Source organism: Jiella avicenniae, assembly GCF_021390325.1.
Lineage (GTDB): Bacteria > Pseudomonadota > Alphaproteobacteria > Rhizobiales > Rhizobiaceae > Jiella > Jiella avicenniae.
In genome coordinates this window covers 76,516-102,226 of sequence record NZ_JAJUWU010000004.1, presented here as the reverse complement: position 1 = coordinate 102,226, position 25,711 = coordinate 76,516, and the positions used below count along the sequence as shown (strand labels likewise).

Genomic DNA, 25,711 nt, shown 5'->3' with positions numbered 1-25,711 from the left:
GGTGCCTCGGCGCTACCGCCCGACATATGTCGAAGGCCCCCTGCCCCTCTCCCGAGACCAGTTCAATCCAGAGCCGCCACCAGCGCCCACCCGCCGATCACTAGCTCGGCGGCGACGATGCCGACCAGGATCCGCCTTCGGGAGGCGAGATAGGCGGCAAAGCCGACCGCGAGGGCGAGCAGGCGGACGAGCGTCGGGATCCCGGCGAGCGCCCCCGACGGAAAGAACACCAGCTGGGCGATCACCGCGGCCACCAGCGACGTCGCGATGGTGCGGGCGATCTTGGCCGCCTCGCCGGTCTCGTCGATCCGGCTCGCCGAGACGACGCCGAGATAGCGCCACATGTCCGTCGGCAGCCAGCCGGCGAGGAGGATGAAGACGTAGGGCCACCAGGGCACGACGTCGGAATAGACCCAGTCGGCCATCAGGCGGCGCCCCGGCGGAGCTTGAGGAGGCGGCCGCCGACATAGGCGGCGAGCCCCCCGCAGATCCCGGCGATGAGGAGTTCGTAGCCGGGCGAAAGCCAGTGCGCCGGCGGCAGTGCCGCCATGCCGCAGAACAGCGCCAGACGGCCGGTGGCGTCCCGGGCCGAGCCGTAGAGCGAATTGAAGAAATAGACCGGCGTCAGGAAGGCGAGAGCCCCCGTCGCCAGCGCCGGAAGCTGGCCCATCAGGTTGAAGACGATGGCGACCAGCACCGTGTTCATCGCCGTCAGCGTCACGGCGAAGCCGCCGAAATAGAGCGTCCGCTTGTCCCGCGGCACGTCGCCCATCCGCTCCATGGCGAAGACCCAGGCGGTGATGGCGACGAAATGCGACAGGAAGAGCAGCGTCGGCACCTTCGTCTTCGGCCCGCGAATTTCCGGCATCAGCGCCACCACCATCGGCGTCATCCGCAGCGAGGACAGCGCGACGGCGAAGGCGGCGGCGGGCAGCGAGGTGCCGGCGGTGATCGCGCCGAGGAGGATGATCTTGGCCGGCAGTGCCCAGACGACGGCGGTCATGAAGCCCGCTTCCTGCCAGGAGATGCCGGCCTCGCGGCAGAGCCCGGCGAAGCCGAAGAAGGCCGTCGTCAGGATCAGCGCCGGCGGGCTCAGGATCCCCTTCATGCCGAGGGCGATCCAGCCGAGGTCGGAGCGCTCGGAAACGGCGGGAAGATGCGTGGTCATGAGCCCGAGGCGGTTCCGCGAGGTGGGCAAAAGAAGAAGGCCCGACCAGCGCATCGCCGACCGGGCCTCGTTCGTCATAGTGACTGACGACAGCCGCCGTCAAATCCGCGGCGCCGAGCGACCGCCGAAAGGCCGGCGGCCGCCGCCGTTCGTCAGTTGGAGCGCCGCGGCACCTTCGGCACCGAACTCACGCGGCTCTTCGCCGGCGCTGCCGCCGCTTGGTTCGAAGATTGAGACGAGTCCTCGTCCTCGTCCTCGTCACCGTCGTCGCCGGCCTCGTCGTCGTCGACCGGCTCGTCGAAGTCCGATCCGTCGGCAGCAACCACGGCCCGCTTCTTCGCAGACTTGCCGGCCTTCGGCGGCGGAACCTCGTCGGCGATCGCCTCAAGGGCGATCTTCTTGCCGCCGGCGCCGTCGTCGACGACGGTGACCTTCACCGTACCGCCGCGCTTCAGCTTGCCGAACAGCACCTCGTCGGCCAGCGGCTTCTTGATGTGCTCCTGGATGACGCGGGCGAGCGGCCGCGCCCCCATGTTCTCGTCATAGCCCTTGTCGGCAAGCCAGGCGATGGCTTCCGGCGACAGCTCGAAGGTGACGCCGCGCTCCGAAAGCTGCGCCTCGAGCTGCATGACGAACTTCTCGACCACCTGATGGATCACCGGCGTCGGCAGCGGGCCGAAGGGGATGACCGCGTCGAGACGGTTGCGGAACTCCGGCGTGAACAGGCGATTGATCGCCTCCTCGTCCGCCCCGGTCCGGCGCGAATGGCCGAAGCCGATCGTCGCCTTGGCCATCTCCGCCGCGCCGGCATTGGTGGTCATGATCAGGATCACGTTCCGGAAGTTGATCTGCTTGCCGTTGTGATCCGTCAGCCGGCCGTGATCCATGACCTGCAACAGGATGTTGAACAGATCCGGATGGGCCTTCTCGATTTCGTCGAGCAAGAGCACGCAATGCGGATGCTGGTCGACCCCGTCGGTCAACAGGCCGCCCTGATCGAAGCCGACATAGCCCGGAGGCGCGCCGATGAGCCGCGAGACCGTGTGCCGCTCCATGTATTCCGACATGTCGAAGCGCAGGAGTTCGACCCCGAGAGACGACGCCAGCTGGCGTGCCACCTCGGTCTTGCCGACGCCCGTCGGGCCGGAGAACAGATAGGAGCCGATCGGCTTGTCCGGCTCGCGCAGCCCGGCGCGCGCGAGCTTGATCGCCGAGGCGAGATTGGCGATCGCCTCGTCCTGACCGTAGACGACGCGCTTCAGCTGCTCGTCGAGATGGGCGAGCACCTCCTCGTCGTCCTTGGAGACGGACTTGGCGGGGATGCGGGCCATGGTCGCGATCGTCGCCTCGATCTCCTTCACGCCGATCTGTTTCTTGCGCCGGTTTTCCGGCAGGAGCATCTGCGAGGCGCCGGTCTCGTCGATCACGTCGATCGCCTTGTCCGGCAGCTTGCGGTCGGTGATGTAGCGGGCCGAAAGCTCGACGGCGGACTTGATCGCGTCGTTGGTGAACTTCACCCGGTGGAAGTCCTCGAAATAGGGCTTCAGGCCCTTGAGGATCGACACCGCGTCGTCGACGGACGGCTCCTTCACGTCGATCTTCTGGAACCGCCGCACGAGCGCCCGGTCCTTCTCGAAGAACTGGCGATACTCCTTGTAGGTGGTCGAACCGATGCAGCGGATCGCGCCGGAGGAGAGCGCCGGCTTCAGAAGGTTCGAGGCGTCCATCGCCCCGCCCGAGGTGGCGCCGGCGCCGATCACCGTGTGGATCTCGTCGATGAACAGGACGGCGCCCGGATACTCCTCGAGTTCCTTGACGACCTGCTTCAGCCGCTCCTCGAAGTCGCCGCGGTAGCGGGTGCCGGCGAGCAGCGTGCCCATGTCGAGGGAGAAGATCGTCGCGTCGGCGAGAACGTCCGGCACGTCGCCCTCGACGACCCGCTTGGCGAGGCCCTCGGCGATCGCCGTCTTGCCGACGCCGGGATCGCCCACATAGAGCGGATTGTTCTTGGAGCGCCGACAGAGAACCTGGATCGTCCGGTTGATCTCCTCGGCCCGCCCGATCAGCGGGTCGATCCGGCCGCCCCGGGCCTTTTCGTTGAGGTTGACGCAATAGGCCGTCAGCGCATCCGGCGCCGCCTTGCGCTTGCCTTCCTCGTCCGGGCCGATGGTCGAGGCTTCGTCCTCGGCGCCGCGCAGCGGCCGGCTCTCCGAGCCGCCGGGGCGCTTGGAAATGCCGTGGGAGATGAAGTTCACCGCGTCGTAGCGGGTCATCTCCTGCTCCTGCAGGAAATAGGCGGCATGGCTCTCGCGCTCGGCGAAGATCGCGACGAGCACGTTGGCGCCGGTCACTTCCTCGCGGCCGGAACTCTGGACGTGGATCACCGCCCGCTGGATCACCCGGTGGAAGCCGGCCGTCGGCTTGGAATCTTCCTCGTGCCCGGTGACGAGATTGGCGAGTTCGGTGTCGATGTAGGTGACCAGGTTCTTGCGAAGCAGGTCGAGATCGACGCTGCAGCCGCGCATCACGGCCGAAGCGTCCTTGTCTTCGAGAAGAGCGAGGAGCAGGTGCTCCAGCGTCGCGAATTCCTGATGGCGTTCGTTGGCCAGAGTGAGCGCCTGATGAAGTGCCTTCTCAAGGCTTTGCGAAAATGTCGGCAAGCGTCACCTCAATTCTTTTCCATCACGCATTGCAGCGGATGCTGGTGCTGGCGGGCAAAATCCATGACCTGGGTGACCTTCGTCTCCGCCACTTCGAAGGTGAAGACTCCACACTCGCCGACGCCATGGTTGTGAACGTGCAGCATGATTCTGGTCGCGGCCTCGTGATCCTTCTGAAAGAAGCGTTCGAGGACGTGAATGACGAACTCCATCGGAGTGTAATCGTCGTTCAGAAGCAGCACTCTGTAAAGGCTCGGTCGTTTGGTTTTCGGGCTGGTCCGGGTGATGACGGAAGTACCGCGATCGGTGCCCCCGCCCTTTTCGTCCCCGCCCTGAAGCCTGATCGGCCTGCCGCCCAGCTTCTGGTCCATCCCTCGTCGTGTCCGTTCAGCCAGCATCGCCATGGATCGTATGTATGCATGTGTCATGAGATTTTAAGGAGCCGATGCGGCGCCGCCGTTGCAGCGCAACCGCTGCACCGATCGCGCCCCGCAGACGCAAGCCTCAACGTAACGCAAAAAGGCCCGGCTGGAACCGGGCCCGGCAATCAAATTCGTCACTCACGGACGTCTGCGAAGCCCTTCCGGCTTCGCAGACGCCAGGCCTTCACGGCCTCAGTGGGCGGTCTCGTGAGCCTGCTGCTCGGCGGCATCGACGGCGTGCTCAGCCACGTCCGCCGCTTCCCCGGCGGCCCGATCGACCTGCGACGTCGTGTCTATCGCGGCCTTGGTCGCGACGGCAGAAGCCGACTTGGCCGTCTGCTCGAACGGCTTGTAGGTTTCCTTGGCGATGCCGGCGTAGATGTCGCTCATCCTGGTCATCTGCGCGACCCAGGCCTCGTAGGCCGTCTTGGCGAAGTCGCTCTGGACTTCGATCGTCTTGTCGAGGGTCCTGGCCTGGAACAGCCTCTCCATCATGGCGGTCTGTTGGTCGTAGGACCGCTTGGTGAAGTCGGCCGTCTCGGCCGAAATCTGCTGGAAGCCCTTGGTCATGGCAGCGAACGACCGCAGCGTGTTGTCCATCGCTTCCTTGGTCAGCTTGCCGGCGTCGTCATAGGCGTTCATCGTCATGCTCATGTCGGTTTTCCTTTCCATACGGTCCGGGCGGGAGCCGTCGGCGCCACGGGCGACGCCGGGGCGACGCCCCGCTCTCGTGTCTGACCGTAAATATATTGCACTGCACAACGGGTTTCAACGGGTGCGCCGCGATGCGAATCGAATCGCGACCACACTCTCCTCACGAAATTGTGGAATGACGCGTTTCACGGAAAAAGCCGGGCAAGGTGAACACAATCCGAATGATATAAACCGATTGGTAAGCGACGCGGCTTAGCCTGACGGACATCAGAACGGCCCCTTGGAAGGTTCGCGTCGCGCTCGTCGACCAGCGCCGGAGCGAAACTACCGTGCCAGCAACACGATCGATGAGTTTTTGCGTGCCAATCGACCTGTCGCAATTCAGACGTGCCGCCAGAACCTTCACCCGGACGATCGCCGTCGCCCTCGTCGGCGCCGGCATCTGCCTTGCCGGGGGAACCGGAGCGGCTGATGCCGCCAATCCGAAATATGCCGGCTTCGTCATCGACGCCAACAATGGCAAGGTGCTGTATCAGGACCGCGCCGACGAATACCGCTATCCGGCGTCGCTGACCAAGATGATGACGCTCTACCTCACCTTCGAGGCGTTGAAGAGCGGCAAGATCTCGAAGAACGACAAGATGCCGGTGTCGGCCTATGCCTCGGCCCGGCCGCCGTCGAAGCTCGGGCTGCGCCCCGGCACGACGCTCACCGTCGAAGAGGCGATCTATTCGCTGGTGACGCGCTCGGCGAACGACGCGGCGGTGGTCCTGGCGGAATTTCTCGCCGGCTCCGAGACCGACTTCGCCAAGCGCATGACCGACAAGGCCCATCGCCTCGGCATGTCGCGCACCGAGTTCCGCAATGCCAACGGCCTGCCCAATCCCGCCCAGCATACGACCGCCCGCGACATGGCCACGCTGGGCATCGCGCTCCGCGAGCATTTCCCGGAATATTACGACTACTTCTCCACGCGCTCGTTCAATTTCCGCGGCGCGCGGATCGGCAACCACAACCGCGTTCTCAACCGCTACAACGGCGTCGACGGCATCAAGACCGGCTACATCAACGCGTCGGGCTTCAACCTCGTCACCTCGGTGAAGACCGATGGCAAGAGCGTCGTCGCCGCCGTCTTCGGCGGCACCTCGGGCCGCTCACGCGACGACCACATGGTCGACCTTTTGAAGCGCACCATGCCGAAGGCCAGCCGGCGCGACGGCGGACCGCTGATCGCCGCCAAGCCGAGTGCCGACGTCGTGGTCGCGGCGATCGAGCCGGACCTGCCGAAGAAGGGCCCGATCCCGGACTTCCGTCCGACCGCGGGCGGCATCTCGATCAACGACCGGATCGCCATGGCCTATGGCAGCGACGAGGGTGAGCAGATCGCCGCGCGGATGCCGACGCCGACCTCCCGTCCGCTGATGGGCCGCGACGCGATCCGCGCCGCTCTGGTCGAAGAGCGCCCCGCCGCCTCCAGCGCCGTCGCCGCGATCCTGCCGCTCGCCCGGCCCGCAGCCCAGGACGGGCGCAAGGCCGCGGCCCTCCTGCGCGGCGACGTCGACGTCCAGGCGACCGGTTCCGTCGCCCAGAACGTCCCGGCCATGGTGGTGCAGCCGACGAAGCCCTCGCCCTGGGTCGTCCAGATCGCGGCGACGGAATCGGCCTCGCAGGCGATGACGATGCTGAAGAAGGCCAAGAGCGCCGCCGGCGCGCAGCTCGCCACGGCCGAGCCGTTCACCGAAAGCGTCGACACCGGCGGCGGCACGCTCTACCGCGCACGCTTCGCCGGCTTCCACAGCAAGGACCAGGCGTGGGACGCCTGCGCGGCGCTGAAGCGCAACTCCTACAACTGCTACGCCGTGGCGAACTGACACGGACGTAGGCGGGGCGCCGGCACACGGCGCCGCATCGAGACGGGGATCGGTGAGGCATGACGTCTCGCCAGGGGGCCTGTTTGTGCCCCTCCCGGGGGACCGGCTGGCGCCGGGGGAGACGGTCTGCCGGTGACGGCAGCACCACGCCGACCGGTCCGACGGCATGACGCCGCAATGACGGAAAGTCGCGCGGATACCGACCGGGCCCATGGGGATGGGCGGCGGCGGAGATGCGCAGAGGGCGGGCCGATCCGCCCGATGGTTCCGGTGGCGGCCCGGCAAGCACGATCCGCCGCCCTTTGTGTGAAGCGTTCCGAGGGGAAGTCATGTCGATGGAGAATCACGGCCGAAACCTGATCGTTCCGACCCTGTCCGGTTCCCGGCCGGATGCGGTTCCGGTCGGCGTCCATCCTCTCCAGCAGGCGGCCCTGCGGCTGGGCGAAGCCCGCGACGGCCGCTCGCGGATGAAGGCCAAGGAGCTGGTCGGTCTGCTCCTGTCCTACGGCGCCAGGGCGTGGCGCGCCTCGCAGCCGGTCAGCCACACGCGGATCCGCTCGATCGCGCCGAACGGCTCGACCGCCGTTCGCATGCGGTTCCGCTGAGACGGCGATCCCTTCCGCCGGCCAGCCCGGGGAAGATGGCGTCTCACGGGGCTTGGACGCAGACGCGTCCGCCCGTCGTCAGATGACGCCGAGTTCCTGCAAGGCGGAGGCGAGTTCCGGCGGCAGGCCGTCGCCGGCCTCGTCGAAAGCGCGCAGATCGGCCGGCGCGTCCTCGCCTTTCAGATAGCGCCAGCCCTGGAAGGGGCGCTTCGGCTGGTGGCGGGTGAGGACGAGGTTCCGGTCGAGCAGGATCTTGCAGCGACCGATCCCCTCCTCGTCTGTGAAGGGCTCGATCCCGAGGATCTGCTGGCGCGCCTGCACGCTGCCGCGGATGATCCAGTAGAGCGAACCGCCCGAAGAGAGTTCCTCGGCACGCTTCGGCACCATCCGGGTGACGTGCCAATAGGTCGGCGCCCCGCTCAATGCGAGGCGACGGTCGATATGGGCGGCGAGATCCTCGGCGCTGACGGCGCCGACGCAGAGCTTGAGCAGGTGGAGAGCCATCGGCCCAATGTGGCCAATCGCGCTTGCCTTTCCAAGCACCGCCCGTGGCCGCGTCGCCGTAATCCCCAGCAACGCCGGGTGACGACGGCAGACGGCGACGACCCCGGCCGATCACGTGGCCGGCGAGCCGCACCGCGAGGCGGTGTCCTCACGCCGAACGAGCCGAAGAGCACGCGCGTTTTCGCCGGCGGCGAAGGCGGCGCGCTCGCGTCATCCGTATCGAAGCTGAGATCTTGCCTTGGCCGCCTCGCCCCGGCGAGGGCGGCATTGCCGGCGAACCGTTCGGATTCGATCGTCGATCCGGCGGAGTCCGCACGTCGCGATCGATTGCCGATCCGCTCGGCTAGTTGGCGGCTATCGCCACCGTCTCGGCGCTGGAACAGAGAAAACCCAGCACCATCAGTGCCGAGAAGATCGCGACCGTCCAAACGGTAACGCCCCAGCACGACTTTCGCACGCTGTCATCCATGATCAGAAGCTGTCCTGAACCCCAGAATCCCGAGTCACCGATCATTTCCCCCGATCGGGTGACCCGCGCGTTAATTATCGCTTAATACGGGCGTCCACAAGCGGGCCCCGCACCTAATTTTCCCATCCGATCTTGCATGGCAGCCTTGCGCCGGACTTGACCTCGAGCTTGCATGCCGGCGCCTAACGGGGAATGAAGAAGGCCTGTTCCCTGCCGACGTGGTTTCGATCTCGCTACGGTGTCCGATCGACATGATCCTCTCCCCAGCCGACAGCATCGCCGTCTCCGTCTTCCTCGGGAGCTGGCTCGTCTACAATCTCGTGCTCGACGGATATGCACGCCGCGGCATCGGGCTTTCGGGCGCGATGAACGTCCAGCGGGCGGTGTGGATGCGGGCGATGCTGACCCGCGACCTCAGGATGATCGACACGGCGATCATGGCCGGGCTGCAGCAGGGCACGGCCTTCTTCGCCTCGGCCTGCATCTTCGCCATCGGCGGCTGCTTCGCCCTTCTGGGCTCGGCCGAGCGGATCTCGGCGATCGCCGCCGACCTGCCGTTTTCCGGCGGCCTCGACAAGGCACTGGTCGAACTGAAGCTGTTCGGCCTGGTGGTGATCTTCTGCTACGCCTTCTTCAAGTTCGGCTGGTCCTACCGGCTGTTCAACTATTGTTCGATCCTGATCGGCGCGGTGCCGATGCGCGAGGACGCAGCGGCAGATCCCGCCGGCGCCGAGCGCGCCGTCGAGCGGACGATTCTGATCAACCAGATCGCCGGCCGGCATTTCAATGCGGGCCTGAGGGCGATCTTCTTCGCCGTCGCCTATCTCGGCTGGCTGATCGGCCCGATCGTGCTGATCGCCTCGACCGCCTTCGTCGTCGCGATCCTCGTCAACCGGCAGTTCCGCTCGCCGGCGATCCGGATGCTTCGGGAATAGGCGCTCCGTCACCGGCCCTCGGTGCCGGGAAAAGCGCGTCGGTTCGCCCCTGCAGCCGATAGGCCAGGAGGCCGAGATATTCGCGAATGGCGAAATGCACCTTTTCGACGTTGCGGATCGAGGCGGTGGACGGGCGCAGCACCTCGGTCCCCGCCGGCGTGCGATAGTCGACTGGATAGGGCAGCACCGGAAAACCCGCCTGGCGGAAACAGCCGACGGCCCGCGGCATGTGGAAGGCCGAGGTGATCAGAAGCCAGGTCTCGCCCGGCTTCGGCGCGGCCAACTCCTTGGCGTAAACGGCATTCTCGAAGGTGTCGCGGGCCTTGCCGTCGAGGATCAGCCGGTTGGGCGAAAGGCCGGCGCCGAGAAAGAAGTCCCTTGCCGACAGCGTCTCGGGAACGTCCTCGGCGAGGATCGAGGCGTCGCCGCCGGAAAAGATCACCTTGGCCTCAGGGTAGCGGCGCGCGAGAATCAGCGCCTCGGTGACCCGGTCGGCCGCGTCGTTGAACTCCGTATTGCCGCGCGTCCGCGCGATCCGGGTGTCGAAGGCACCGCCGAGGACGACGATGCCGGCGACCCTCTCCGGCAGTTCGGGCCGCGGAAACCGGTCTTCCAGCGCCGCGGTCATCACCAGGCCCAGCGGGCTGAGGCTGACGACGGCGAGGAGGACGAGCGCAAGCACGACGAGGGATGGTCCGAACCGGCGCCGGCCCAGCCACGCGAGAACGAGGCCGAGCGCCGCCAGGAGGAGAATGGCGACGAGCGGCTGAACGACGAACCAGCCGAGTTTGGCGACGTAGAAGAACAGGGCCTGATACTCCGGGACGGTCCAACGGGGGCAGATGGCGCGGACCATAGCCCTCTCGCGGCCGGCGCACAGCCGCCGGCAAGGGCTTTGCCCGACGCTGTTGCTACTTGGCCGCGGCCGGCGATCCGCCCTCCCCTTGCTCGCTTTCCGCCCCGTCGGCGCCCTGCCGCCTCGCCGCCGTCGCTTCGACGCTTTCCTCCGGCGCCGGAGTCGCAGGCCCTTCGCCGGCCAGCGTCACCGGCGTCTTCATCAGGATCTCGCGGTGCGGGAACGGGATGTTGATGCCGTTTTCCTTGAAGGCGTCCCAAAGCGCCAGCAGCACCTCGCCCCTGACGTTGGTGAGACCCGCCTGGGGATCGCGGATCCAGAAGCGCAGCACGAAGTCGAGGGAGGAATCGCCGAAGCCGGTCATCCAGCAGACCACCGGCCGGTCCGAGACGACACGGCCGACCGAACCCGTCGCCTCCTTGGCGATGCGGATCACCGTGTGCGGATCCGAATCGTAGGAGACGCCGAAGGTGACGTCGATTCGCACGAGTTCGTTGGAGAACGACCAGTTGATCACCTGATTGGTGATGAAGTCCTCGTTCGGGATCAGATATTCCTTGCCGTCGCGGGTGATCACCGAGACGAAGCGGGCGCGCAGTTCACGGATCCAGCCGAAGGTATCGCCGAGCGAGATGGTGTCGCCCGGTTTGATCGACCGGTCGGTCAGGATGATGATTCCCGAGATGAAGTTCGACACGACCTTCTGCAGGCCGAAGCCGAGCCCGACGCCGAGCGCGCCGGAGAGCACCGTCAGCGCCGTGAGATCGACGCCGACCGCCGCCAGCGCGACGACGCAGGCGATCAGGATCAGCCCGACCTTCAGCAGCTTGCCGATCAAGACCCGCAGCGCCGGCGTCAGCTCCTCGCTGCGCTTGACGCGGGTGTCGAGGAAGTTGCCGACGATCGAGGCGAACCACAGGGTGATCGCCAGCACGATCACGGCCTTGATCACCAGAAGTGCGGAGATGCGCGCTTCGCCGATCGAGACACCCGTCGCGTCGAGGGCACGGGAGACCGGCTCCGTCAGATCGAGGATCGACAGGGCCGCGACGATCCAGGCGGTGATGGTGATGATCCGGGCGGCGAGGCGGTTGCGGACGACCCGCGAGCCGACCGAGATCACCAGATAGGCCAGAGCCAGGTTGAAGACGACCGAAATCAGCGAGGATCGCGGGCCGCCGGCGGCGCTGTCGGCGAGGGTCAGGAGCCAGAGGCCGAAGACGAAGTAGACCAGCTTCATGCGCCGGCGCAGCGCCACGATGATCCTGAGAAGGCTCGGCGCGGCGCGGATCTTGCGCGCCTGCGCCTCGATCGCGCCTCGCGTGAGACGGTCGAGGCCGAAGGCGAGAAGCGCACAGATCGCGATCGCCGCGATCTGCGCCAGGGTCGACGGCTGATAGAAGAACTGCAGCGCCGAATGAACCCAGCCGGAAACTTGGGTCTCGATGCGCCCCAGCAGCGCCGAGTCCATCACGCGCGGTCCCAGTTCGGCGCGAAGGACGGATCGACCAGCCGTTCGTCGCGCTTCGTCAGGGCGGTGATCGCGGCCCGCTCGTCGTCATAGAGTTCGAAGTCGAAGATCTCGAGATTCTCGGCGAGCCGTTCCGGCCTGGAGGTCCGCGGGATGGCGCCGACGCCGTCCTGCTCGATCTCCCATCTCAGGATGATCTGCGCCGGCGACTTGCCGTGGCGCTCGGCGGCGCTGCGGATCACCGGATGGCTGAGGACCTCGCCGCCGCGGCCGATCGGCGAATAGGCGACCATCGCCATGTCGTGGCGGCGGCAGGCGGCGCGGACCTGCTCCTGCGAGAGGAAGGGATGGTATTCGACCTGGTTGCAGACCAGCGGGCGGGACGCCATCGTCGCCGCTTCGTCGAGGAGGGTCGAGGTGAAGTTGGCGACGCCGACGTGCTTCGTCAGCCCGTCGTCGACCGTCGCGCAGAGAGCGTCGATCGATTCTTCGAGGGCGACGTCCGGGTTCGGCCAGTGGATGAGGAGGAGGTCGACGGCGCCGATGCCGATGGTCTCGATCGAATCGCGCGCGGCCGTGGCCAGCGCCGTTTCGCCGAGGTCGGTCCACCAGATCTTGGTGGTGACGAACACCTCGTCCCGCGCGATGCCGCTCCTGCGGATCCCTTCCCCCACCTCGCGCTCGTTGCCGTACATCCTGGCGGTGTCGATGTGGCGGTAACCCGCCTCGATGGCCCGCTGCACCATGTCGATGCAGGTGTCGCCCTCGAGCGTATAGGTGCCGAGACCGATGGCCGGGATTTTCGCCGGGCCGGCTTCGATGACTTTCATGGGTTCCCTTTCGAGCGGTCTGCGGGCGCCATCGGTTCGGCGCTGTTCAAAAAGAGGAAATTAGGCGGTGCCGCCCGTGTTCCATCGCCCGCGGCGAGGCGTCCGGCTTTCGCGCCGCCGACGAACCCTGTAGAGCCTGCCGGACGTCAAAGGGGTCGTCCGTGTCAGACAGCGTCAAACCGCCCTTGAGCGGCCGGATCGAGATCGTCGATCTCGCCCGGGCCGTCGCCATCGTCGCGATGGCGATCTACCATTTCACCTGGGATCTCGAGCATTTCTCCTACGTCCAGGAGGGTCTGACGGCCCATGGCGGGTGGCGGATCTTCGCCCGCTGCATCGCCTCAAGCTTCCTCTTCCTCGTCGGCTTCTCCCTAGTGCTCGCCCATGGCGAGCGGATCCGCTGGCGGAAATACGCAATCCGGCTCGGACAGATCGTCGCGGGCGCCCTCGCCGTCACGATCGCGACGCTCTTCGCCACGCCGAACAGCTTCGTCTTCTTCGGCATCCTGCACCACATCGCGCTGGCGAGCCTCATCGGTCTCGCCTTCCTGCGGCTGCCGGCCTTTCTGACGGCGCTTGCCGGCATTCTCGTCGTCGCGGCGCCGAGCTTCGTCAGCCTGCCCGGCTTCGACAGCCGCTGGCTCGCCTGGATCGGCTGGTTTTCGGATACGATGCCGCTGTCGAACGATCTGGTGCCGATCTTCCCGTTCTTCGGGGCGGTGCTGATCGGCATCGCGGCCGGGCGCATCGCCGTCGACAGAGACGTCCTCGCCGTGATGCGCGGCTGGAACGACCGGCTGAAGCGGCTGTCGCCTCTCGCCTTCGCCGGCCGCCACGCGCTGATCGTCTATCTGTTGCACCAGCCGCTGCTCTTCGGCCTCGTCGCGCTGTTTTCCTTCGTCGCGCCGGCCGATCGCGAGGCGATCTTCCGCGCCGACTGCAACAAGGCCTGCCTCGCCAGCCAGGACGCCGCCTTCTGCGAACGCTATTGCGGCTGCGCCGAGCGGCGGCTGAAGGAAGAGGACCTGTTCGACATGCTGATGGAGAACGACGCCGGCCCGGGCGAGATGACCCGCATCCGGGAGATCACCACCTCCTGCAGCTTCGACGCCGCGCGGCCCGCAGGCGAGTGACGGGCGAGCCGAGGAGGGAGCAGTCGCGGGCCGGGATCAGCCCGAGCGCACGGTCTGGCCGACGCCGAGTTCGGCCATGCGGGTGAGGCAGGCCTCCTCCGCCGCTTCCAATTCGCCGAGCATGTCGTCGATGTCGCGGCGCTTCTGTTCGAGTTCGCCCCGCCGGTCGGCGACCTTGCGCAGGATGGCGCGCAGCTGCCCGGCCTCGCCGGGCGGCTCGCGATACATCTGCACGATCTCGCGGATTTCCGAGATCGCAAAGCCCAGCCGCTTGCCGCGCAGGATGTTCTTCAGGAGCTGGCGGTCCGACGGCCGGAACAGCCGGGTGCGGCCGCGCCGGATCGGATGGATGAGACCTTCGTCCTCGTAGAAGCGGATCGTCCGCGTCGAGATGCCGAACTCGCGCGTGAGTTCAGTGATCGTGTAGTGTTCCCGCATGGGTTCCCCGGCTGCAGACGTGCCCCGGCCATGCTTGCGCCACGACTTACGTAAAAGTCAAATCCGCATCGAGCGACCGCCTTCCCCAACCATCCCATCAGCGGCAGCGGCGATATTTACTCCAAACGTCCCCGTCCATTGTATATCCTCTCCGATGTTCCCATCGTGTAGGCAGTCGGAGAAGGCATGTCATGGCGCAAGAGGAAAAACTCAGCATCTCCGTCTCGGCGGAACTGGCAGCCGCCCTGCGCACGGCCGTCGCCTCGGGCGAATACGCCTCGCAGGACGAGGTGATGAGCGAGGCTCTGCGCGACTGGCAAATTCGCCGGACCGACCGACATCAGGCCCGTCAGGAGCTCGGCCGGCTCTGGGACGAAGGGCTGGCGAGCGGACTACCGACCGATGGCGAAGCCGCTTTCGCCCGGATTCGGCGAAGGGTCGACGGACGCCTCGCAAGCGGCGACGACTGATGGCGTTTCGTCTCACGCCGCGGGCCGAGACGGACATCACCGAGATCGCACTCTACATCGCCGGTCATAGCCCGAAGGCCGCCTTGCGCTGGCAGGACGACATCCTGAAGCATTGCCGCAATCTCGGTCGGATGCCGCGCGCGGGGGTCGCGAGGCCGGAAATCCGGCCGGACCTGCGGACTTTTCCGGTGGGCAACTATCTCATTCTCTACCGGGAAAGCGGCGACGACGACGCCGAGATCATCCGCGTCCTGCATGGCGCCCGGCGCTGGCAGGACCTGATCGACTGACCGGACGGCCATGCAACGATCACCGCTCCTTCACCGCGCGAACCACCATGCTGCCAGGCCGAGAAAGGCGAAGAAGCCGACGACGTCGGTCACCGTCGTCACGAAGGTGCCCGAGGAGATCGCCGGATCGGCGCCGAAATGATCGAGCAGCAGCGGAATCAGGATGCCGGCCAGCGCCGCCGCCAGCATGTTGACGACCATGGCGATGGCGATCACCTGGCCGAGGGCGACGTCCTCGAACCAGAGCGAGGCGACGATGCCGATGACGACGGCGAAGACGACGCCGTTGAGAAGGCCGATCAGCACCTCTCTCCTGACGATGCGACCGGCATTGTAGATGTCGAGATCGCGGGAGGCGAGCGCCCGCACCGTGACGGTCATCGTCTGGGTGCCGGCATTGCCGCCCATCGAGGCGACGATCGGCATCAGGATGGCGAGCGCCACCATCTGCTGGATGGTCGCGTCGAAGATGCCGATGACCAGCGAGGCGAGGACCGCCGTCGCCAGATTGATCAACAGCCAGAGGAAGCGCGAGCGCGCCGCCGTGACGACGGTATCGGAGATCTCCTCGTCGCCGACGCCGCCCATGCGGCGGATGTCCTCCTCGGCCTCCTGCTGGACGATGTCGATGACGTCGTCGATGGTGAGCACGCCGACCAGCCGCTCGTTCTCGTCGACGACGGCGGCCGACAGGAGATCGTACTGCTCGATGATCTGCGCCGCCTCTTCCTGGTCGGTCTCGGCCGGGATGGCGTGCCGCGTCTCGTGCATGATCTCTTCGATCTTGGCCGGGCGGCGGGTGCGCAGGATGCGGTCGAGATCGACCGCGCCCAGAAGCTTGAAGGTCGGGTCGACGACGAAGATCTGGGCGAAGGATTCCGGCAGGTCCTCCTCGTCGCGCATGTAGTCGATGGTCTGGCCGACGGTCCAATAGGGCGGCACGGCGACGAACTCCGTCTGCATGCGCCGGCCGGCCGATTCCTCCGGATATTCCAGCGACCGCCGAAGCCGCAGCCGCTCGCGGAACGGCAGCTTGGCGAGGATCTCCTTGCGGTCTTCTTCCTCGAGGTCCTCCAGAATGTAGACGGCATCGTCGGAATCGAGTTCGCGCAGGGCTTCCGCGACCTGCTCGTTCGGCATCGCGTCGACGATCGACAGGCGGATCGCCTCGTCGACCTCGGTCAGCGCGGTATAGTCGAACTCTTCGCCCATGAGGCGGACGAGCGCCTGGCGCTCGTCATGGCCGAGATTGCGCAGGACGTCGCCGAGTTCGGACTCGTGCAGCGGCCCGACGGTCTCGCGCAGATAGGCCGCGTCCTCGGCCTCGATCGCCTGCTTGACCCGGTCGAGGAAGTCCTCGGCGAGATAGCCGTCCGCATCGTAGATGCCGCTTCTCGGTTCGGGAGAAGGCGCGTCCGAGACATGCTGCGCGTCAGCCATGTTGCCCTCCCGTCGAAGTTTGGAATCGGTGGCGCGGCGCGCGCCTCACTCCGCGTCTAACGCAAGCGCAGGCAAACAGAAATGGGGTCGGGCCGGATTTCGCGAGCGGTCCGGGCGCATCTCACCCGGACGCACGCCCCGTGCAACAAATCGTGGAAGTCGGGGCATTTCGGCTTCGCGCGCCTTCGTTCAGACGCATTGGGCGCGGATAAGCCGCCGTTACGATCAGGGCCGTGCGCAGGATCGTCGAAGGGCGGCAGCCGATCGCCTTGCCGGTGCGGCAAAGACCAAGACAGTGCGCCATGACGAAAAGTTCTGCCGCCTTTGCAGCATGCCGTTTCGGGCTTGGACTGCGTTCGCAGGACGGCGCATCCTTGGGAGGCGATCCGGCAGCGGCACTCCTCGACGAGGCGATGGCCCAATCGAAGATCCCGCTCGCCGACGGCGGGCTGCGGACGACACCCGAGATCCTGCTGGACTTCCGGACCTATCAGGCTCGCCAGGTGGCGCTGACCAGAGCGGAAAAATCCGCGGATGTCGAACCTTCCGCCAAGGTCCGCTCCATGTCGATGGCCGAAACGAACGAACGGCCGGGGCCCGGCATGAAATCGGAGCCGGACGGCGGAAAGCCGCCCCACATCGTCGCGTACGAGGCCGATCTCGCAGCCAAACTCGACCGCCAATTCACCGCTCCGATCGGCTTTTTCGAGCGCCTCGTCGATTTCTGGTCGAACCATTTCGCCATCGAGGTCGACAAGTCCTTCTACACCCGCGCGACCATCGGCGCGTATGAGCGCGAGGCCATAAGGCCTCATGTTCTCGGTCGCTTCGAGACCATGCTGCTTGCCGTCGCCCGGCATCCGGCCATGCTGACCTATCTCGACAACTGGCTGTCGGTGGGCGTTCACAGCCGGGCGGCGACGATCCGCAAGGACCGCGGGCTCAACGAGAATTTCGGCCGCGAGCTGCTGGAGCTCCACACGCTCGGGGTCGACGGCGGATATGATCAGGCCGATGTCAGAGCCTTGGCGAACGCCTTGTCGGGCTGGACGATGGGACTGAACATCAAACGCCCCGAAGAGGTGGGAACGTTCGTGTTCAGACCGGGAATGCACGAGCCCGGCCCCGTCACGGTCCTCGGCACGAACTACGGGCAAAAGGGCGAGGAACAGGCTGCGGCGATCATCTCCGATCTCGCCCGCCATCCGGCGACGGCCCGACATCTCTCCCGCAAACTCGTGCAAGCTTTCGTCGCCGACGAACCTCCGGCCGACCTCGTCGCCCGGCTTGCCGACGTCTATCTGAGAACCGACGGCGATCTCTTCGCCGTGACCAAGGCGCTCGTCACCTCGCCGGAGAGCTGGGAGGCACCGCGGTCCAAGCTCCGCAGCCCTCAGGAATTCGTGATTGCCTCGGTTCGCGCCCTCGATGTTCCGCTTCGGCCGAACGAAGCCCGGCGGGCCCTGGCGATGCTCGGGCAGATGTTCTGGCAACCGAATTCTCCCGCTGGCTATCCCGGCGATTCGCGCTACTGGCTCGCTGCCGATGCGATGACCAATCGGCTCGACGTCGCGCAGTTTCTTGCCGCGCGCAAGCGCCCGGTCGATACGCAGGCGCTGGCGGATGCGGTTCTGGGCAATCTCCTTTCCGCCTCGACCCGGGAGGCGATCCAACGGGCGGAGACTCCCGGCCAGGCCTATGCGCTGCTCGTGATGAGCCCCGAATTCCAGCGGAGATAGCGTGATGGAACGCTGCAATTATCCCGCCCTGTCGCGTCGAAGGTTTCTCGTCGGATCCGGCGTCTTCGCCGCTTGGGCGACCATGCCCAAGGTCGGCTTTGCCGGCGCCCGAGATCCACGTTTCGTGGTGGTGATCCTGCGCGGCGCGCTCGATGGGCTAGCGGCGGTCGCCCCGATCGGCGATCCGAACTATCGATCGTTGCGAGGCGCGCTCGCTCTCGGTGAGGGCGGCAGGGAGGTGCTTCCGCTGAACGACGGCTTCTTCGCTCTCAACGATGCGATGCCGAAGTTCGACGCGTATTTTGCCCGGCGCCAGGCGCTCGTGGTCCATGCTGCCGCGACGCCTTACCGCGACCGATCGCATTTCGACGGGCAGAACGTTCTCGAAAGCGGCCTCGACGGCCCTTCGGGGACCCAGAGCGGCTGGCTGAACCGGGTCGCCACCGCACTGCCCGCCGGCGAGCGGGTCAGGACACAGTCCGGTCTCGCGATCGGCCCGACGATCCCCCTCATCCTCGCGGGGCCGGCTGGCACGCTGACATGGTCTCCGCAGAACTTCCGGCCTGCCCGCGAGGATACCGCGATGCGCCTCGCTTCACTCTATGGCGAGACGGATCACGAACTCGCCAAGCTCCTGACGGAAGGACTGGTGACCGACGGGATGATGGCGGGTACGCCCTTCGACATCGAGAAAGGACCGGCCCGCTCGTTTCGCATCATGGCCAACGGAGCGGCAAAGCTGCTCGCCCAGGAAGACGGCCCGCGCCTCGCCGCGATCAGCTACGAAGGCTGGGACACCCACGTTCAGGAAGGCGCCGATCACGGCCGCCTGGCGCGAAATCTCACCGCGCTCGATCTCGCCCTCGACGATCTGGCGCGCGGTCTCGGCCCGGCCTGGAAGGACACGGTGGTCGCCGTCGTCACGGAATTCGGCCGGACCGCCTGGGGCAACGGCGGCGGCGGCACCGATCACGGCACCGGCACGACCGCATTCCTCCTCGGCGGTGCGGTGAGAGGCGGCCGCGTCGTCGCGGACTGGCCGGGATTGCGCGAGGCAGATCTCCACGAAGGCCGCGACCTCAAGCCGACCACCGACCTGCGCGCCGTGCTGAAGGGCGTCCTCAAGGACCATCTCGGTCTCTCGGAAAAGACCCTCGCGCGCGAAATCTTCCCAGACAGCATCGGCGTCCGGCCGATGGCCGGGCTGGTGGCATAGCGCCTCCAACCTTCGGCGACGTCGCTCTCTCGCAGGTTCTTTTCACCACCCCGGCCATGGGATATTGATGGGCGAGCGGCAGGGGTGTCGCTCGCACGGCGGGATGCCTGCGGGGGTCAGAGGGGCAGGTGAAGATGAGCGTCACGTCGAAGGACCTCGAGGGCGCGATCGATTCGATCGGCACTCGCGTCAGCGAGATCTGCGAGTTCCTGGCCGATCTCGAAAACGGCCAGCCGGTCAGTGCCGAGGCCCTCGCCGAAGCCCAGCACGATTGCCGCAACGTCACCCAGTCGATGACGTCGCTGAAGCGCGTCGTCAACCGCATCGACGGCCGCAAGGGCTGACCGGAACCCTTGTGGAAAGCGCCTTTCTTTCCAGGCCAGGGCGCGTCTTGCCGCCGGTGGTGACGACGTCGGCCGATCGTCCCGGACGCTCCGGCCGACGGTCTTGGCGGCCTGTGCGGTAGAGCGGCCACCGCCCGGACAAGACGGCATCGCTTGACGCGGCGGCGTCTCGCCCCGCATGAAGCAGACGACGGCGCCCGGCCGCAATGTCGCGAGGGTCGCCCGCTTGCCGCACGAGTTGAGCGAGATGGATCGATGAACGGAATGGTCGCGACGGATATCGCCACCCGGGTCTGGAACCACACGTTCAAGCTCGACCCGATCCTGCGCAGCCTGCTCGATACCGACTTCTACAAGCTCCTGATGCTGCAGATGGTTCGCGGCTTGCACCCGGACGTCGACGTCACCTTCTCGCTGATCAACCGGTCGCGGGACGTGAGGCTCGCCGACATCATCGACGAGGCGGAACTCCGCGATCAGCTCGATCATGCCCGCGAACTGACCTTCTCCAAACGCGAGATGATCTGGCTCGCCGGCAACACCTTCTACGGCACCAAGCAGATCTTCCGTCCGGATTTCCTCGAATGGCTGGCGGATTTCCGGCTGCCGGAATACGAGTTGCGGCGCGTCGACGGCCAGTTCGAACTCGACTTCCACGGCCCCTGGACCCACACCATGATGTGGGAAATCCCGGCGCTGGCGATCATCAACGAGCTGCGCTCGCGCGCCGTGATGAAGGAGTTCAAGCGCTTCGAACTCGACGTCCTCTATGCCCGCGCCAAAGCCAAGATGTGGGAGAAGGTCGAGCGCCTGCAGGCCCTGCCGAAGCTGAAGATCTCCGATTTCGGAACGCGGCGGCGCCATTCCTTCCTGTGGCAGCGCTGGTGCGTCGAAGCCCTGAAGGAAGGGCTCGGCGATCGCTTCATCGGCTCGTCCAACGTCCTCCTCGCCATGGAGGCCGATCTCGAGGCGATCGGCACGAACGCCCACGAACTGCCGATGGTCCTGGCGGCTCTCGCCGAGACCGACGAAGACCTGCGGGAGGCGCCCTACGAGGTGCTCGCCGAGTGGCAGAGCTACTACGGCGGCAACCTGCTGATCGTCCTGCCCGACACCTTCGGCACCGGTTCGTTCCTCGCCAAGGCGCCGGCCTGGCTCGCGCGCTGGACCGGCTTTCGGCCGGATTCCGCGCCGCCGATCCAGGGCGGCGAGGAGATCATCGCCTGGTGGCGGATGATGGGCGAGAACCCGCGCGAGAAGCTGCTGGTGTTTTCCGACGGCATGGATTCCGACACGATCGAGCGGACCTATCGCCATTTCGACGGGCGCGTGCGCACGAGCTTCGGCTGGGGCACCAACCTGACCAACGACTTCCGCGGCGTCGCGCCCGAGCCGATGGGCGGCCTCGATCCGATCTCGCTGGTCTGCAAGGTCGCCTCGGTCAACGGCCGCCCGGCGGTCAAGCTCTCCGACAATCCCGCCAAGGCCACCGGCGAGCCCGAAGCCGTCGAGCGCTACAAGCGCATCTTCGGCGAAACGCCCTACGAGGCCCGCGCCCTGGCGGTGTGACCGGCAGGCCGCAGTCTTCCTCGTCGCGCGCCGCCTCGCTTTCCGCGCCGGCAGGCGGGTCCGTCGCCGAACCGCCGGCGCCGCCGCCGTCCGATCGCGACACCGGCGCAGAATCCCTCGATCGCTCCAGTTTGATGCTGCCCTACGCGTGACAGCGCAGGAGATTGCAGCTTTTCCTCCCGCGCGCCGCGGCCTGCGCCGAGACGTCTCTTGCCCACCGGTTTTCAGATGCACCGGCAGCAATCCGGGTCATTCTCGGCTTGCCTATCATAACTACGCTTATTATATACATGGCATGCAAAGCCAAGATCCCCTTTCCGCCGATCTCAGCCTCGGCTTCCTGCTCGCCGATGCCGCCCGTTTGATGCGCCGCCGCTTCGAGCAGAAGAGCCGCGACATCGACATGACCTCCGCCCAGATGCGCATCATCGCGCGGCTGTCGCGCAACGAGGGCATCAGCCAAGTGGGCCTCGCCACGCTGGTCGATCTCGAGCCGATGACCCTTTGCCGGCACATCGATCGCATGGCGAGCGCCGGCCTCGTCGTCCGCAAGCAGGATCCGAACGATCGCCGCGCCCGTCAGCTCTTCACCACGGACAAGGCGCGCGAGCTGATCCATCCGATGCGCCTGCGAGCCGAGGAGATCTTCGCGGAGGCGCAAGAGGGGCTGTCCGAGGAGGCGCGGCGGCAGCTTCACGAGGCACTGTCCGTCGTCGTCAAGAACCTATCCGATGCCGAAACGGCGATGAGCGCGCCCGAAGCCGCTGCTCCGCGTCGCCGTGCCGAAGCCCGTCAGGAGACCACCGCATGAATGCCCAGCCTCGCAAGCAGGACTTGGCCGAGGCGAAGCCGCTTCCGGCCGACGCTCCGGCGGAGACCGCAAAGTCGGACGACGGCGCCAAGACCGCGACGGGCGAAGCGGAGCCCGCCGCGGAGAGTGCCGCGCCCGATACGGCTTCGACGCCCGCCAAGAAGAAGCGCGGGGGCCTCCGCCGTCTCCTGATCGTCTCGGTTCCTCTCGTCCTCGCCGTCGCCGGCGCCTACTACTGGGTGACCGGCGGCCGTTACGTCGAGACCGACGACGCCTATGTCCATCAGGACCGCGTCACCGTCATGCCGCAGGTGTCCGGCGAGATCGCCGAGGTCGAGGTCGCCGAAAACCAGGAGGTCGGCGCCGGGCAGGTGCTCTTCACCATCGACGGCAGTGCCTACCGCGCCGCGGTCGAGCAGGCGAAGGCCAATCTGGAAAGCGCGCGGCTGACGGTCGAGAAGTTGAAGGCCGCCTACCAGCAGGCCGTCGTCGACGCCAGGACGACGGGCGATTCCGTCGCCACCGCGCAGGCGACCTTCGACCGCCAGCAGGCCCTGGTGAAGCACGGCGTCTCCTCCCAGAGCACCTTCGACGACGCCCGCCTGGCGCTGCAGAAGGCGCAGGGAGATCAGGCCAGCGCCCAGCAGGCGGTGATTTCGGCCAAAGCCGCCCTCGCCGGCGATCCGAACATCGCCACGGACAAGCATCCGACCGTGATGCAGGCGCTCGCCGCGCTTCATTCCGCCCAGCTCGATCTCGACCACACCGTCGTCCGCGCCTCCGAGCCCGGCGTCGTCAGCCAGACCGACAGGCTCCAGGTCGGCCAGTACGTCACGCCCTCCATGTCGGTCATGGCGATCGTCGAAGGGGATGAAAGCTGGGTCGACGCGAACTACAAGGAAACCGACCTCACCCACATGCGGGCGGGACAGCCCGTCACCCTCACCTTCGACGCCTATCCGGACGTCTCGCTGGACGGGATCGTCGGTTCGATCGGCGCCGGCACCGGTTCGGAATTCGCGCTCCTGCCGGCGCAGAACGCTACCGGCAACTGGGTGAAGGTCGTTCAGCGCGTGCCCGTGCGCATCCACATCGAAAAGGACGCCGACCTGCCGCCGCTGCGCGCCGGCATGAGCGCCGACGTCACGGTCGATACCGGCCAGGTGCGCGGCTTCCCGGACTTCATGGAACCGGTCACCACCGCGCTCGGCCTCGACCAGTGGATCCGGAGCCAGAATGCCGTCGCCGCCACCCGCGACGAGGACGGCGCCAAGCTGGCCACGACGAAGGGCTCCGACGCGCCCGTCCCGGCTGCAACGACCACGGGAGGGGCCGCCGGCGCGACCCGCTCGCAATGAGCACCGCCGGCTCGGGTGCGGCAGTCGACCCCACCAACGTCCCCTACAAGGGCCTGATCACCGTCTCGATCATGCTCGCGACGGTCATGCAGGTGCTCGACACGACGATCGCCAACGTCGCGCTGCCGAACATGCAGGGCTCGCTCCAGGCCTCGCAGGACCAGATCAACTGGGTCCTGACCTCCTACATCGTCGCCGCCGCGATCATGACGCCGGTGACCGGCTGGCTGTCGGACCGCTTCGGTCTCCGCCAACTCTTCATCGCCTCCGCGGCCGGCTTCGTCGCCACCTCGATGGCCTGCGGCATCGCGACCAGCCTCGAGGAGATGATCTTCTTCCGGCTGCTGCAGGGGCTTTGCGGCGCCGCCCTGGTCCCGCTGTCCCAGACGGTGCTGCTCACCATCAACACCAAGGAACAGCACGGCAGCGCCATGGCGATCTGGGGCGCCGGCATCATGGTCGGCCCGATCATCGGCCCGACGCTCGGCGGCTGGCTGACCGAGACCTTCAACTGGCGCTACGTCTTCTTCGTCAACCTGCCGATCGGCGCCCTGGCGCTTGTCGGCATGGTCTTCTTCCTGCCGAACACGCCGAGACGCCAGCGCGACTTCGATTTCTTCGGCTTCGCCATGCTGTCGCTGTTCATCGGCGCCCTGCAGCTCTTCCTCGACCGCGGCGAGCAGGCGGACTGGTTCTCTTCGGCCGAGATCTGGATCGAACTCGGCCTCGCCATCACCGGCCTCTGGGTGTTCACGCTGCACATCACCGGGCGCGAGCACGCCTTCATCGACCCGAAGATCTTCACCGACCGCAATCTCGTCATCGCGCTGGTGATGATCTTCGTCGTCGGCATGATCCTGCTTGCCGGCCTCGCGCTCTTGCCGCCGATGCTGCAGAACATCCTGAACTATCCGGTGGTGACGACCGGCTTCGTGCTCGCCCCGCGCGGCGTCGGCACGATGGTCTCGATGCTCGTCGTCGGACGCCTCGTCGGCAAGGTCGATACGCGCATCCTGATCTTCGCCGGCCTCGTGCTCACGGCGATCTCGCTGTGGCAGATGTCGGGCTTCTCGACGACCATGGACGACACGCTGATCATCGTTTCGGGCGTGGTGCAGGGCCTGGGGCTGGGTCTCGTCTTCGTGCCCCTGTCGACGCTCGCCTTCGCCACGCTGGAGCCGCGGTTTCGTGCCGATGGCGCGGCCCTGTTCAGCCTGATGCGCAACATCGGCTCGGCGGTCGGCATCTCGATCGTCTCGGTGCAGCTCGCCCGCAACATGGTGATCTCGAAGGCCGATCTCGTCTCGCACATCACGCCGTTCGACCCGAATTTCACCGATGTCGCGGGCAGCCTGCCCCTCGACCAGACGACGATGATGGCCGTCCTCAATCAGGCCGCCTCGGCGCAGGCGGCGATGGTCGCCTATGTCGACGACTTCAAGATGATGATGATCATCACGCTCTGCGCCATCCCGCTTCTCGCGCTGATGAGCCCGCCGAAGAGGCAGGCGGGCGGGGAAGCCGGTCACGCGCCGGCGATGGAGTAGGCGAAGGGCGGGAGCGGAAATCGCCCCGCACGATGCCGCAGACGAAAGAAGGGCGCCGGCGGTGAACCGCGGCGCCTTTCCCTTTTGTCTTCGCGTCAGTTTCTCGAAGCCAGTCTCTGCTGAAATCGACGGTGCCCGAACCAGCCGAGTCTGCTGCGGCGGCAGACGCCTCAGCGCGCCCGCATCATGAACGGCGTGTCGATGCCGAGCGTCTTCATCATCGAAAGCTGCGGACGGCGCATGGCCTCGCCGTTGACGGCTCCGCGCCCCGTGACGCGGGCGAGCGCGACGTGATCCATGGCGATGGCCGTAAGGCGCGAGCGGTGCATTGTCCTGGACTCCAGCGAGATGTTTTTGCTTTTGGTGCACTGCACATAAGCTGGGAAACATTTCGCCAGAAGCACGCGATTTCGGGAACTGCCATGCACACAGTGCATGCCGTCACGGGAATGTCATGCGAAAGCATGGGTGACTGGCCCCTTTGCGCCCTCGGAACGCGAGCAGCCTCGACTTCCGGCAATGGATGACAATCCAGGCGGCGGCACGCCGACGAGAGATGCCCGGCCGAGGGTTACCAGGCGCAGATCTTCGTCGAGGTCTCGGGGTTCGACCAGCAGGCCGGCTCGTCGCGCTCGCGCACATACATGCCCGGCAGCGAGACGTTCCGGCCGGTGCCGAAATCGGCAAAGGCGGAGGCAAAGCCCGGCCGGTCGACGATCAGCGAGAAGGTCGGCTTGCCCGGCGCGGAAATGTCGAAGCTGCCGGCGCGGTCCGTCGCACGGAAGTCGCAAGGATAATAGCCGTCGTCGGTGGTGAAGCAGCGCGCCGGCTTGGCCGAGGCGGTCGTCGCGACGCCGACAAGCATTGCGGCGGCAAGACCGGCCGCAACGAGACATGAGTGGCGCATCGAA

At 66.6% G+C, this 25,711-nt stretch carries 26 protein-coding genes; 13 read left to right on the top strand and 13 right to left on the bottom strand.

Annotation, left to right across the window (positions count from 1 at the left end; genetic code table 11):
* Nucleotides 1-62: 62 nt before the first annotated feature.
* From LZD57_RS04860 to LZD57_RS04840, 5 genes are all read right to left on the bottom strand, one after another.
* On the bottom strand, nt 63-425 hold the full coding sequence (locus tag LZD57_RS04860) for an AzlD domain-containing protein (protein WP_233718052.1): 363 nt from the start codon (nt 423-425) through the stop codon (nt 63-65).
* Complete coding sequence (locus LZD57_RS04855; RefSeq protein WP_233718050.1) at nt 425-1,168, bottom strand: AzlC family ABC transporter permease; 744 nt, start codon at nt 1,166-1,168, stop codon at nt 425-427. The genes LZD57_RS04860 and LZD57_RS04855 overlap by 1 nt, the downstream gene beginning before the upstream one ends.
* A gap of 152 nt (nt 1,169-1,320) precedes the next feature.
* A complete protein-coding gene (gene clpA, locus LZD57_RS04850; RefSeq protein ID WP_233718048.1) occupies nt 1,321-3,828 on the bottom strand; it encodes an ATP-dependent Clp protease ATP-binding subunit ClpA in 2,508 nt (835 codons plus the stop codon).
* An 8-nt stretch (nt 3,829-3,836) separates the two neighbouring features.
* Entirely contained in the window at nt 3,837-4,199 is a 363-nt protein-coding gene (gene clpS, locus LZD57_RS04845; protein ID WP_233718046.1) for an ATP-dependent Clp protease adapter ClpS, read from the bottom strand.
* A 243-nt stretch (nt 4,200-4,442) separates the two neighbouring features.
* Nucleotides 4,443-4,904 carry a phasin family protein gene (locus LZD57_RS04840; protein WP_233718044.1) on the bottom strand — a complete coding sequence of 154 codons (462 nt, stop codon included), beginning with the start codon at nt 4,902-4,904 and terminating at the stop codon, nt 4,443-4,445.
* Between the two features lie 359 nt (nt 4,905-5,263).
* Here LZD57_RS04840 and LZD57_RS04835 point away from each other — a divergent pair, with 359 nt between their 5' ends.
* Nucleotides 5,264-6,775, top strand: coding sequence for an SPOR domain-containing protein (locus LZD57_RS04835; protein ID WP_233718042.1), 1,512 nt, complete (start codon nt 5,264-5,266; stop codon nt 6,773-6,775).
* A 329-nt stretch (nt 6,776-7,104) separates the two neighbouring features.
* Nucleotides 7,105-7,380 (top strand): hypothetical protein, encoded by a 276-nt coding sequence (locus LZD57_RS04830; protein ID WP_233718040.1) that lies wholly within the window; start codon nt 7,105-7,107, stop codon nt 7,378-7,380.
* 78 nt (nt 7,381-7,458) lie between these two features.
* Here LZD57_RS04830 and LZD57_RS04825 read toward each other — a convergent pair whose 3' ends face one another.
* A complete protein-coding gene (locus LZD57_RS04825; protein ID WP_233718038.1) occupies nt 7,459-7,884 on the bottom strand; it encodes a DUF1489 family protein in 426 nt (141 codons plus the stop codon).
* A gap of 720 nt (nt 7,885-8,604) precedes the next feature.
* Between LZD57_RS04825 and LZD57_RS04820 the strand changes: the two genes are divergently transcribed.
* Nucleotides 8,605-9,288: a DUF599 domain-containing protein gene (locus tag LZD57_RS04820; protein ID WP_233718036.1), complete on the top strand. Its 684-nt coding sequence runs from the start codon at nt 8,605-8,607 to the stop codon at nt 9,286-9,288.
* Here LZD57_RS04820 and LZD57_RS04815 read toward each other — a convergent pair.
* Genes LZD57_RS04815 through LZD57_RS04805 form a run of 3 tightly spaced genes read right to left on the bottom strand, consistent with a single transcriptional unit; the run spans nt 9,242 to nt 12,445 of the window.
* Nucleotides 9,242-10,144, bottom strand: a complete 903-nt coding sequence (locus tag LZD57_RS04815) for a YdcF family protein (protein WP_233718034.1) — start codon at nt 10,142-10,144, stop codon at nt 9,242-9,244. The genes LZD57_RS04820 and LZD57_RS04815 overlap by 47 nt on opposite strands.
* A 55-nt stretch (nt 10,145-10,199) precedes the next feature.
* On the bottom strand, nt 10,200-11,615 hold the full coding sequence (locus LZD57_RS04810) for a mechanosensitive ion channel family protein (RefSeq protein WP_233718032.1): 1,416 nt from the start codon (nt 11,613-11,615) through the stop codon (nt 10,200-10,202).
* Nucleotides 11,615-12,445, bottom strand: coding sequence for an aldo/keto reductase (locus LZD57_RS04805; RefSeq protein WP_233718027.1), 831 nt, complete (start codon nt 12,443-12,445; stop codon nt 11,615-11,617). The genes LZD57_RS04810 and LZD57_RS04805 overlap by 1 nt, the downstream gene beginning before the upstream one ends.
* Before the next feature lie 161 nt (nt 12,446-12,606).
* Between LZD57_RS04805 and LZD57_RS04800 the strand changes: the two genes are divergently transcribed.
* Entirely contained in the window at nt 12,607-13,578 is a 972-nt protein-coding gene (locus LZD57_RS04800) for a heparan-alpha-glucosaminide N-acetyltransferase (RefSeq protein WP_233718018.1), read from the top strand.
* A gap of 36 nt (nt 13,579-13,614) precedes the next feature.
* Here the strand turns inward: LZD57_RS04800 and LZD57_RS04795 are convergent, their stop codons facing one another.
* Nucleotides 13,615-14,016, bottom strand: coding sequence for a MerR family transcriptional regulator (locus LZD57_RS04795; RefSeq protein ID WP_233718016.1), 402 nt, complete (start codon nt 14,014-14,016; stop codon nt 13,615-13,617).
* A gap of 191 nt (nt 14,017-14,207) precedes the next feature.
* On the opposite strand from LZD57_RS04795, the gene LZD57_RS04790 reads away from it, so the two are divergent.
* Nucleotides 14,208-14,486, top strand: a complete 279-nt coding sequence (locus LZD57_RS04790) for a ribbon-helix-helix domain-containing protein (RefSeq protein ID WP_233718015.1) — start codon at nt 14,208-14,210, stop codon at nt 14,484-14,486.
* Entirely contained in the window at nt 14,486-14,776 is a 291-nt protein-coding gene (locus tag LZD57_RS04785) for a type II toxin-antitoxin system RelE/ParE family toxin (protein ID WP_233718013.1), read from the top strand. The genes LZD57_RS04790 and LZD57_RS04785 overlap by 1 nt, the downstream gene beginning before the upstream one ends.
* A gap of 30 nt (nt 14,777-14,806) precedes the next feature.
* On the opposite strand, the gene mgtE is transcribed toward LZD57_RS04785, so the two are convergent.
* Nucleotides 14,807-16,216 (bottom strand): magnesium transporter, encoded by a 1,410-nt coding sequence (gene mgtE / locus LZD57_RS04780; protein WP_233718011.1) that lies wholly within the window; start codon nt 16,214-16,216, stop codon nt 14,807-14,809.
* A gap of 374 nt (nt 16,217-16,590) precedes the next feature.
* On the opposite strand from mgtE, the gene LZD57_RS04775 reads away from it, so the two are divergent.
* The 7 genes from LZD57_RS04775 (at nt 16,591) to LZD57_RS04745 (ending at nt 24,800) form a co-directional block, all read left to right on the top strand.
* Entirely contained in the window at nt 16,591-17,955 is a 1,365-nt protein-coding gene (locus LZD57_RS04775; RefSeq protein WP_233718003.1) for a DUF1800 domain-containing protein, read from the top strand.
* Nucleotides 17,956-17,959: 4 nt separating this feature from the next.
* Nucleotides 17,960-19,171 (top strand): DUF1501 domain-containing protein, encoded by a 1,212-nt coding sequence (locus tag LZD57_RS04770; protein WP_233718002.1) that lies wholly within the window; start codon nt 17,960-17,962, stop codon nt 19,169-19,171.
* 134 nt (nt 19,172-19,305) lie between these two features.
* Nucleotides 19,306-19,515, top strand: coding sequence for a hypothetical protein (locus LZD57_RS04765; RefSeq protein WP_233718001.1), 210 nt, complete (start codon nt 19,306-19,308; stop codon nt 19,513-19,515).
* Between the two features lie 264 nt (nt 19,516-19,779).
* The gene (pncB, locus tag LZD57_RS04760; RefSeq protein ID WP_233718618.1) at nt 19,780-21,084 is read left to right on the top strand and encodes a nicotinate phosphoribosyltransferase; all 1,305 of its coding nucleotides are present in this window, start codon (nt 19,780-19,782) and stop codon (nt 21,082-21,084) included.
* Between the two features lie 295 nt (nt 21,085-21,379).
* On the top strand, nt 21,380-21,895 hold the full coding sequence (locus tag LZD57_RS04755; protein ID WP_233718000.1) for a MarR family winged helix-turn-helix transcriptional regulator: 516 nt from the start codon (nt 21,380-21,382) through the stop codon (nt 21,893-21,895).
* On the top strand, nt 21,892-23,253 hold the full coding sequence (locus tag LZD57_RS04750; RefSeq protein ID WP_233717990.1) for an HlyD family secretion protein: 1,362 nt from the start codon (nt 21,892-21,894) through the stop codon (nt 23,251-23,253). Before LZD57_RS04755 ends, LZD57_RS04750 begins: the two co-directional genes overlap by 4 nt.
* Nucleotides 23,250-24,800 (top strand): DHA2 family efflux MFS transporter permease subunit, encoded by a 1,551-nt coding sequence (locus LZD57_RS04745; RefSeq protein ID WP_233717988.1) that lies wholly within the window; start codon nt 23,250-23,252, stop codon nt 24,798-24,800. Before LZD57_RS04750 ends, LZD57_RS04745 begins: the two co-directional genes overlap by 4 nt.
* Nucleotides 24,801-24,970: 170 nt before the next feature.
* On the opposite strand, the gene LZD57_RS04740 is transcribed toward LZD57_RS04745, so the two are convergent.
* Nucleotides 24,971-25,129: a hypothetical protein gene (locus tag LZD57_RS04740; RefSeq protein ID WP_233717981.1), complete on the bottom strand. Its 159-nt coding sequence runs from the start codon at nt 25,127-25,129 to the stop codon at nt 24,971-24,973.
* 242 nt (nt 25,130-25,371) lie between these two features.
* Nucleotides 25,372-25,707, bottom strand: a complete 336-nt coding sequence (locus tag LZD57_RS04735) for a hypothetical protein (protein ID WP_233717980.1) — start codon at nt 25,705-25,707, stop codon at nt 25,372-25,374.
* Between the last annotated feature and the right edge of the window lie 4 nt (nt 25,708-25,711).